This is a genomic window from Kurthia gibsonii, assembly GCF_006539985.1.
In the GTDB taxonomy this organism is placed as follows: domain Bacteria; phylum Bacillota; class Bacilli; order Bacillales_A; family Planococcaceae; genus Kurthia; species Kurthia gibsonii.
Genome location: NZ_BJOB01000064.1, coordinates 1 through 9,324, shown reverse-complemented (window position 1 = coordinate 9,324; position 9,324 = coordinate 1). Strand labels below are relative to the sequence as shown.

Annotated in this window: 11 protein-coding genes; all 11 read left to right on the top strand. The window is 38.9% G+C overall.

All coding sequences use genetic code 11. From position 1 onward, the window contains the following. Window positions 1–149: 149 nt before the first annotated feature. The 11 genes from KGI01_RS12665 (at window position 150) to KGI01_RS12615 (ending at window position 9,263) form a co-directional block, all read left to right on the top strand. Window positions 150–827 carry an adenosylcobinamide amidohydrolase gene (locus KGI01_RS12665; protein WP_141274985.1) on the top strand — a complete coding sequence of 226 codons (678 nt, stop codon included), beginning with the start codon at window positions 150–152 and terminating at the stop codon, window positions 825–827. Then, window positions 824–1,798, top strand: a complete 975-nt coding sequence (gene cbiB / locus KGI01_RS12660; RefSeq protein WP_141274984.1) for an adenosylcobinamide-phosphate synthase CbiB — start codon at window positions 824–826, stop codon at window positions 1,796–1,798. Before KGI01_RS12665 ends, cbiB begins: the two co-directional genes overlap by 4 nt. Beyond that, entirely contained in the window at window positions 1,776–2,861 is a 1,086-nt protein-coding gene (locus tag KGI01_RS12655; RefSeq protein ID WP_141274983.1) for a pyridoxal phosphate-dependent aminotransferase, read from the top strand. Before cbiB ends, KGI01_RS12655 begins: the two co-directional genes overlap by 23 nt. Further along, the gene (locus KGI01_RS12650; protein ID WP_141274982.1) at window positions 2,834–3,412 is read left to right on the top strand and encodes a bifunctional adenosylcobinamide kinase/adenosylcobinamide-phosphate guanylyltransferase; all 579 of its coding nucleotides are present in this window, start codon (window positions 2,834–2,836) and stop codon (window positions 3,410–3,412) included. Before KGI01_RS12655 ends, KGI01_RS12650 begins: the two co-directional genes overlap by 28 nt. Beyond that, window positions 3,413–4,177 carry an adenosylcobinamide-GDP ribazoletransferase gene (cobS, locus tag KGI01_RS12645; RefSeq protein ID WP_141274981.1) on the top strand — a complete coding sequence of 255 codons (765 nt, stop codon included), beginning with the start codon at window positions 3,413–3,415 and terminating at the stop codon, window positions 4,175–4,177. Beyond that, window positions 4,150–4,743, top strand: a complete 594-nt coding sequence (locus KGI01_RS12640) for a histidine phosphatase family protein (RefSeq protein WP_141274980.1) — start codon at window positions 4,150–4,152, stop codon at window positions 4,741–4,743. Before cobS ends, KGI01_RS12640 begins: the two co-directional genes overlap by 28 nt. Next, window positions 4,695–5,096 carry a bifunctional adenosylcobinamide kinase/adenosylcobinamide-phosphate guanylyltransferase gene (locus KGI01_RS12635; RefSeq protein ID WP_141274979.1) on the top strand — a complete coding sequence of 134 codons (402 nt, stop codon included), beginning with the start codon at window positions 4,695–4,697 and terminating at the stop codon, window positions 5,094–5,096. Before KGI01_RS12640 ends, KGI01_RS12635 begins: the two co-directional genes overlap by 49 nt. Before the next feature lie 16 nt (window positions 5,097–5,112). Next, window positions 5,113–5,724 carry a cob(I)yrinic acid a,c-diamide adenosyltransferase gene (locus KGI01_RS12630; RefSeq protein ID WP_141274978.1) on the top strand — a complete coding sequence of 204 codons (612 nt, stop codon included), beginning with the start codon at window positions 5,113–5,115 and terminating at the stop codon, window positions 5,722–5,724. Continuing rightward, window positions 5,711–6,202, top strand: a complete 492-nt coding sequence (locus KGI01_RS12625; RefSeq protein ID WP_170214793.1) for an ECF transporter S component — start codon at window positions 5,711–5,713, stop codon at window positions 6,200–6,202. The genes KGI01_RS12630 and KGI01_RS12625 overlap by 14 nt, the downstream gene beginning before the upstream one ends. Then, window positions 6,199–6,876, top strand: a complete 678-nt coding sequence (locus KGI01_RS12620; RefSeq protein WP_141274976.1) for a hypothetical protein — start codon at window positions 6,199–6,201, stop codon at window positions 6,874–6,876. The genes KGI01_RS12625 and KGI01_RS12620 overlap by 4 nt, the downstream gene beginning before the upstream one ends. 233 nt (window positions 6,877–7,109) lie before the next feature. Continuing rightward, window positions 7,110–9,263, top strand: coding sequence for a heterodisulfide reductase-related iron-sulfur binding cluster (locus tag KGI01_RS12615; RefSeq protein ID WP_141274975.1), 2,154 nt, complete (start codon window positions 7,110–7,112; stop codon window positions 9,261–9,263). Window positions 9,264–9,324: the final 61 nt, after the last annotated feature.

The window sequence follows — 9,324 nt, the reverse complement described above, 5'->3', positions numbered from 1 at the left end:
ATCATTCGAAAATCCGAATATAAAACTTCTTTTTATATAAAAGTGAAAAAGGTCTTTTGTTTTGCATACTTTTTTAGCATATAATTTAAAAGAGCTTTAAAATTATTTGATTTTTCAAGCAATATATTGAGAGAGGAACGACTTATGTTATGACTATTTCTAAAGAACAGATTCAGATTCGTCCCTCCTATGTTGTGTTCGAATCGAATCAACCGTTGAAAATTCTCTCATCTGCTTTACATAATGCAGGTTTTGGATGGTATAACACATGTATGAATCGTGCAGTAGATGCTAATTATATGTGTGAAGATGCACATACAGAAATGAAGGAATACATTGAAAAACAGGGGTTTCAACCAGATCAAACAGTAGCGATGATGACAGCAGTAGCAGCTAGATATGCCATCATTCGAGAATTTGAAGCAGATGCTATTCATGTGGTCATTATGGTGACAGCTGGTGTCGGTAATGCAGTAGATGTGTCAAAATCCTATTTAAGAAAACCTTTTTACGAAGTAGGGACGATTAATATTTGGGCGTTCATTGATGCGACATTAACAGAAGAAGCTTTTGTACAAGCGATGATGACTGCTACAGAAGCAAAGGTAAAAGCACTCGCAGATGAAAAAATTACAGACCGTATATCGAATACCATTGCGACAGGTACATCAACAGATAGCATTCTAATTGGGGCAACACAACAAGGAACAAATCAAAACTATGCAGGGACCGTTACGCCAGTTGGTCGTATTTTAGGAAGAGGCGTATATGAAACGGTTGTAGATGCTTTACACGATTACAAGCGTGCAAAGGGGATGATGGAATGATAATCGTTTTACATATAATTTCGTGTACACTAGCATTCTGGTTGGACCGTCTAATTGGTGACCCACCTAAACTTCCCCATCCGATTATCTGGATTGGGAAGTGGATTTCCTTTGCGACGAAAAAGTGGAATCACGGGAAACAGCGCATCGCAAAAGGCTTCATGCTAACACTCTCCACACTCTTATTAACCGGAAGCATTGTGTTTGCTCTTAGCTATGTAGCGTATCAAATTCATTGGGGTGTCTATCTAATCGTTCAAACAATATTCATGACAATTGCATTAGCGCAAAAGTCATTAAAACAAGCAGCACTTGATGTTTATACGCCACTTCTTTCAGGTGATTTAGTCGAAGCACGTAAAAAGTTATCGTGGATTGTTGGTCGTGATACAGAGCTTTTAGATGAAGCGAATATTACGCGTAGTGTGATTGAAACGGTATCTGAAAATACGAGTGACGGGATTACAGCACCGCTATTTTACGGTTTTCTATTCGGTGCGACAGGAATGTGGATGTATAAAGCAATCAATACACTCGACTCAATGATAGGCTATCGAAATGAACGATTTGCGCAGTTTGGCTATTGTTCTGCGAAGTTAGATGACATTGTCAATTGGCTACCAAGCCGTATCACAGGATTTCTCATCGTTACTTGTACAAATAATGAAACGAGTTATACATATCGCGAGCGACTACAAGGATGGCTACAAGATGCGAAAAAGCACCCAAGTCCGAATAGTGGTTATTTAGAGGCGGCAACTGCATATCAATTTGGTATTCAACTAGGTGGCCTAAACTACTATGAAGGCATTGCTTCACATCGTGCAGAGATGGGGCACTCTACGAAATCATTACAAGCACAAGATATTCAAAAAACGATTCGACAAATGCAGCAAGCGAGTATCTGCTTTTGGCTACTTTGTTCGATTTTAGGAGGTGTCATCTACTATGCTACCCAGTCATGGAGCTAATCCACATAAACTATTTCAACAACTTGGGATCCCACAACCTGAACACATGATTGATTTAAGTGAAAATGTGAATGTAGCGGGGATTCCACAATCTATCCGAAATTCATGGACTGAATATGTCCGAGTTGTGGAGAAGTATCCTGATCCACAGGGAGAACCTTTTTTAAGTGCGATAGCGAACAAGCATCACATATCAAAAGAATGTGTACTTGTAGGTAATGGTGCAGCCGAGCTATTCACTTTTTTAGCGATGTTTTTAGCGAAACAACGTGTCATTCTCGTTCATCCAACCTTTTCAGAGTATGAAGCTACTTTATCTGTACATAAAGCACAATTGATTCATGTAGAAGTTGAAGATGTATGTACATGGTCTTTACCAATGGAACAAATTCAACAAGAGATGAAGCAGGCGAAGGCAATCTATCTCTGTACACCGAATAATCCAACAGGTGTATTACCACCGCAAGAACAGCTTCAGACGATTATGGAATGGGGAGAACAATTCAACTGCTACGTCATTTTAGACGAAGCGTTTATGGATTGGTTAGAACCAGAGCCAACGATGATTCCATGCAGAGAGCAATTTTTGCATACAATCATTGTCCGTTCGATGACGAAAATGTATGGATTAGCAGGTATTCGATTGGGCTATCTGGTTGCGCAGCCACAATTGATTCAAAAATTGGCTTCTTATGCATCACATTGGCATGTGAATGGCTTAGCCACAACGATTGGAACACAGTGTTTGCAAGAGGAAGAATATCGTAAGCAGACAATCGACACTACAATTGAACAGCGTGAAAAATGGCGTCAATACTTAAGAAATCAAGGTTGTGTCGTTGCTAATAGTCAGACGAACTATCTCTGTTTTCAATTACCAAATCCACAGCAAACCAAGCAGTTTTATCGCTACTTTTTAGAAAAGGGCATCGTATTCCGTCATACTGAAAATTATCGCGTACTACAAGGTGAGTGGCTTCGCATGGGTTTGAAAACAGCTGAGGAAATGAAGATTGTAGAACAGGAGATGACGCAGTGGTTTCAACAAACAGCCATTTTATAACAGGTGGTGTTCGAAGTGGTAAAAGTGCATTTGCAGAACAACTTGTTCGACAAACTGCACAACAGACGAATCGAAAGATGTATTATATCGCTTCAGGTGTTGCATTCGATGATGAGATGAAGCAGCGCATTGCATGGCATCAAGCAGACCGAACATCACTAAAATGGACGACTATTGAACAGCCGACGCATTTTGCGACACTCGTAAATCGAATTCCAAAAGATGCAGTTGTATTATGGGATTGTGTCACGACATGGCTGACGAATGAGATGTATGTACAGTTGGATGACGAATCCATGCAGTGGCAACATGTAGAGCGTTTTCAACAGCGAGTAGAAGAAGCGAAGGAATGGTGTCGTCATTTGAACGAACAGCACATTCCATTTTTCATTGTATCGAATGAAGTGCTTGATGAGAGTAAATACGAGAGTGAAGAAGTGGAATTTTATCGAAAGCAAATCGGTCTGTTTCATCAATGGCTTGTCTCTTTTTGTGCCGTAGCAATCGAGATGGATTATGGCATTCCTCACTACTGGAAAGGAGGAAAGTAGATGATAGGATTTTTACTCGCAGTTCAGTTCTTTTCGGTCATTCCCGTCAATAAGGAACTTCCGATGACAAAACGTCATGTGACAATGATGTTTAGTATGCTTCCTTTTGTTGGGGCATGTATGGGTGCCATCATGTATGGTGTGTATCAACTGCTGATGCATTATACGAATTGGTCGTCTCTATTAATCGCGTTTTTAGTCATTTTAACGGGTTCGATTTTAACAGGTGGACTGCATTTAGATGGTTTTGTCGATACGAGTGATGCGTATTTTTCATATCGTGATCGAGAAAAACGTCATGCGATTTTAGACGATCCACGTATCGGTGCATTCGGTGCAATGGCACTCGTGATTTTCTTAGCAGCTAAAGTTCTATTCTTTGCACAACTTTTAGCGACAGATGCCATCTCTATCTATTGGTTTTTATTCATTCCCTTTTTAGCACGCTTAGGAATGGCATGCTACCTCGTTCAAACACCGACAAATAAAGAAACAGGACTTGGCGCCTTTTTTAAGTCACATATTTTAATGAAGTCGTTTGTTTATACGATTTTTGGTAGTTTATTAGTCGTAGCAATTCTTGTCGGGGTGTTTACACAGGCATGGTTAATTATCGCTGTGTTTATCCTGTTCGTATTAGGCATGTCACGTCTTTATCGTAGTTGGACAATCAAACATTTTGGCGGTAGTTCAGGTGACTTATACGGTGCTTTCATCGAAGGAATGGAGTTGATGTTATGGATTCTACTTTTACTCTTACATTAGCGCGCCATGCGAAAACACAGGGGAATGTGGAGAGAAAATATGTGGGATGGACGGATGAAGGAATTGTGGTAAAACAACTTCCCATCATTGATTCAACTGTACAAATCGTCTACGGTAGCGATTTAAAGCGCTGTGAACAAACAGCCAAGCAGTATTATCCGCATGCCACTTTTCATGGGATTCCTGCTTTTCGCGAAACGAATTTCGGTGATTTTGAAATGAAAACGTATGAAGATTTAAAAGAAGATGAAGTATATCGTGCATGGATTGATGATCCGCTTGAAGTCACACCGCCTAATGGAGAGAGCTTTCAGCAATTTCAACAGCGTGTAGAAATGGGCATCTCTGAAATAACTGAAGCAGAGAAATGTGCGATGGTCTTACATGGTGGCACGATTCGTATGCTCCTTATGAAATATGCGCCCGAGCCATCTGGATTTTGGGATTGGGCGATTTCACATGATGAAATCTATGAACTCACCTTCACATCTTTTCAGGACTTTAAGGAGGGAAAGCGATGCATGTCATTATCGGTGGTGCATATAACGGAAAAAGAAAATATATAGCAAAACAATTAGAAGGGCAAGCAGTTGATTGGTGTGATGATTTACAACACAGTAATATAGAAAATGAACATGCTGAAATACTTGTTATTACTGACTTAGAGAAGCAAATTGAACCTTTTCTAAATGAACCTGAAAAAGAAGTAGCGGAAACTTTTTTTTATAAAATTGTAAAAAATGGTTTTAAATACAAATCAATCTATGTCATTATAGAAGACATTGGTAGAGGTGTCGTTCCAATTTTTTCTGAAAAAAGAAAATTACGTGATGTTTTAGGTAGGTTATATCAACTTTTGTTTGCAGAAAGTCAAACAATTACACGAATTTGGTATGGAATTCCACAAAAGATTAAATAGAAAGAAGGATGACATAATGAATTTATATACACGTACAGGCGATAAAGGTAAAACAAGCTTAATTGGAGGTCGCGTTGATAAAGATGATGCACGCGTAGAAGTTTATGGAACGATTGATGAATTAAATTCATTTATTGGCAAGGCTGTATCAGAATTAGATCCAGCGTTATTTGAAGATGTATTACATGATTTGGAAAATATTCAAAACGAATTATTTGATTGCGGTGGCGATTTAGCGAATGTCATGAAAGAACGTCATTATAAAATGACAGATGAACCAATCGAAGTAATGGAACAACGTATTGATATTTTAATGGATGAGCCTCCATTATTAGAGAAATTCATCTTACCAGGGGGCGCACCAGCAGCGGCAACTTTACACATCGCACGTACGATTACACGCCGTGCAGAACGCCAAATGGTGACATTATTAAAACAATCAGAAGAAGGAGATGTACCTCTTGTCGTACAGCGTTATTTAAATCGTTTATCAGATTACTTATTCGCTGTAGCGCGCGTTGTCAATTCACGTCTAAATGTACCAGATGTTGAATACGCAAGAAGTGCGAAAGTATTTAAGGACGGAGGTCGCGCCAAGAAGGGAGGTGACAAACGTGAAAAAGACTAGACTTTTAGTTTTAACTGCAATGTTTGCGGCACTTTCCGTAATTGGTTCTTTTATTAAAATTCCTGTACCTCCGGGGACGCCAGCATTGGATTCAGTTCCAGCGTTCATTAGTATTGCATTTATTCCAGCACCACTTGCAGCAGCAGCGGGAGCACTTGGACATATGGCAACAGCGCTATCTTCAGGTTTCCCGTTAACATTGCCATTTCATATCTTCATTGCCCTTGAGATGGCAGTTGTTGTGAGTGTAGCAGCCATTATTTATCGTAAAGGAATGAAGAAGTTAGCATGGGCATGGATTACTTTATCAAATGGTGTACTATCACCACTCCCATTTTACTTCTTATTATCACCAGCGATGTATTTTGCAGTAGCACCAGGCATTTTAGTCGCGACATTAATTAATGTTGTAGTTGGTTTAATACTCTTGCCACTACTTAGAAAAGCATTCGTTCGAACAGGTGTGGAAGTTTCATGAGGAATGCAAGACAGATTGGGAATTTAGTAATTACAAGTGATAATTCTGGCGCAATCGGCGAAAAAGAATTAGATGTCGTTCATGTGTCAGATGATGTTACGAGTTACTACTCTACACGCGTTACACTACTTGAACAATTAGCGAATCAGGCTATTCCAAAAGAAATCATCTTGTTAAACTTTACGAGTGAAGAAGCATGGGGCAAGTATATTACGGGAATCAATCGCGTTTTTGAAGAAGTGCAAATACCTGTTCCGGCGATTAGTGGAAGTACCGAAACGAACATGCCAACTCTACAGTCTGGATTTGGCATTACGATGCTTGGTGAAAAGCAGCGACCATTTCCTAATCTATCTGAACTCCATTGGTTTACATACGGTCGACCACTTGTTGGCGAACAGCTATTACAAAACGTTCATCAAGTTGCTAATCTCCAAGTTATTGTAGAAGCGCTGAAAAATCAGCACATTACACAAGTGATTCCTCTTGGTTCGAAAGGCTTGCAAAATGAGCTAGAGCAACTGGAGTTAATCGATGTGGTAGATGTAGAAAATGTACCGTACGACCCCACTTCTTCAGCAGGTCCTTCCACGATGGTATTAATCGGTGTAACAACCGAGCAAGTAGCAAATATTTCAAAAATTTTACAACATGACTTACATAGACTGAAATAATATAAGTATAGAAAAGGCATTAGAAGTGAGAATTCTAATGTCTTTTCTTATTTTATTTTTAAATAAAATAAGCATTTACGAGCATATTTCCAATTAAAAACAGCATAATGCGTGAAAAATGTTGACTGAATACCTATTCATAATCTACAATAGAAGTATATATATCGTTTCAAATATATGAAAAAGGTGGTAACAAAGGGGAAATAATAGGTTATCACAGGGGGGGAAGTACAATGAATGGTCTACTCGTTTTAAACTGGGTACTCTTTTTAGTAGTTGTTCTTTATGCAGTGTACCTATTTAGCTATCTTTTAAAAACAAGATACGATTTCATTAAGCTCGGTAAGAAAACAGAATTTGATCAGAACGTAAAAGCTCGATTACATAAAATCTGGGTGATGGTTTTTGGTCAAAAAAAGTTATTGAAGGATAAGAAAAGCGGTATTATGCACGTCATGTTCTTCTATGGCTTTATCTTAGTACAATTTGGCGCAATTGATTTCATTTGGAAGGGATTAAAACCAGGCTCACATTTGCCGCTTGGACCACTCTATCCATATTTCACATTCTTCCAAGAAATTGTAGCACTTTTAATTTTAGTTGCAGTCGTTTGGGCATTCTATCGTCGTTATGTTGAGAAGCTTGTCCGTTTAAAACGTAACTTCAAATCAGGCTTAGTATTAATCTTCATCGGTGGCCTAATGATTTCTGTATTAGTGGGTAATGGTATGGGGTTAATTTGGAACGGAGAAGACACAACATGGTCAGAACCAGTCGCATCTGGAGTCGCTACAATCTTTAGTTTCTTCTCACCTGTTGCAGCAGCAGCTGGTTTCTATGCGATGTGGTGGGTTCACTTACTATTCTTACTCATTTTCTTAGTGTATATTCCACAATCAAAACATGCGCATCTAATTGCTGGTCCAGTCAATGTATATCTGAATCGTCTAGGTCCTGTTGGTAAATTAACACCAATTGACTTCAATATGGATGAGGAATCAGAAGATGAAGAAGAGATGCCTACATTCGGTGTAGGAAAAATTGAAGATTTTACACAACTACAATTAGTTGATTTATATGCTTGTGTAGAATGTGGTCGTTGTACAAATATGTGTCCTGCAAGTGGTACAGGAAAAATGCTGTCACCAATGGACTTAATGTTGAAACTACGTGACCACTTAACGAATAAAGGTGCTGTTCAAACATCTCAAAGACCGTGGGTTCCAAGCTTCCTATTCAACCAGTCAAAAGGAAATCAATTGGCGATGGCAAGTGGAGTAGAAGGAGCAGTAGTAGAAGATATTTATAACCCATCATTAATTGGGGATGTCATCACAGAAGAAGAAATTTGGGCATGTACAACATGTCGTAACTGTGAAGATCAATGCCCTGTAATGAATGAACACGTAGAAAAAATTATCGATCTTCGTCGTTATTTAACGATGACAGAAGGTAAGGTCAACCCAGATGCACAACGCGCGATGTCAAATATCGAACGTCAAGGAAATCCATGGGGGCTAAATCGTAAAGAAAAAGAAAACTGGCGCGACCAACGCCCAGAATTACACATTCCAACCGTAAAAGAAGCACAAAAAGCAGGCGAAGAATTCGAATACTTATTATGGGTTGGTTCAATGGGTTCATTCGATAGTCGATCACAAAAAATTGCACTTTCTTTTGCTCACTTATTAAATGAAGCAAGCATTTCATTTGCGATTCTTGGTAATAAAGAGAAAAACTCAGGTGACACACCGCGTCGTCTAGGAAATGAATTCTTATTCCAAGAGTTGGCAGAAGCAAATATTAAAGAATTTGAAAAAGCAGGCGTTACAAAAATCATTACGATTGATCCGCATGCTTATAATATCTTCAAAAATGAATACAGTGATTTCGGTTGGTCAGGTGAAGTGTATCACCATACAGAGCTACTAGCGAAATTAGTGAAAGAGAAGAAAATTGTTCCACAATATGAAGTGAATGAAAAAATCACCTTCCATGATTCATGTTATTTAGGGCGTTACAACGAAGTGTACGATGCACCACGTGATATTTTAAAAGCGATTCCAGGCGTGACATTATTGGAAATGGAACGTAATCGTGAAAATGCGATGTGCTGTGGCGCAGGTGGCGGTCTCATGTGGATGGAAGAACATGTAGGAAATCGCATCAATGTTGCGAGAACAGAACAAGCATTGGCGGTCGGACCTTCTATGATTTCAGCAGGTTGTCCATATTGCTTAACAATGTTATCGGATGGTACGAAAGCGAAAGAAGTGGAAGAATCTGTTGGCACATATGATGTAGCAGAAATTCTTGAGCGTTCTGTTTTTGGTGAACACACACCATCTCCGACAGAAAAAGAGGATGAAATAGAAGAATCTGTGTAAATCGCACAAAAACACTTTCCTTAAAAATCCATATATTATATAATAAGGGAAAATAATCCTA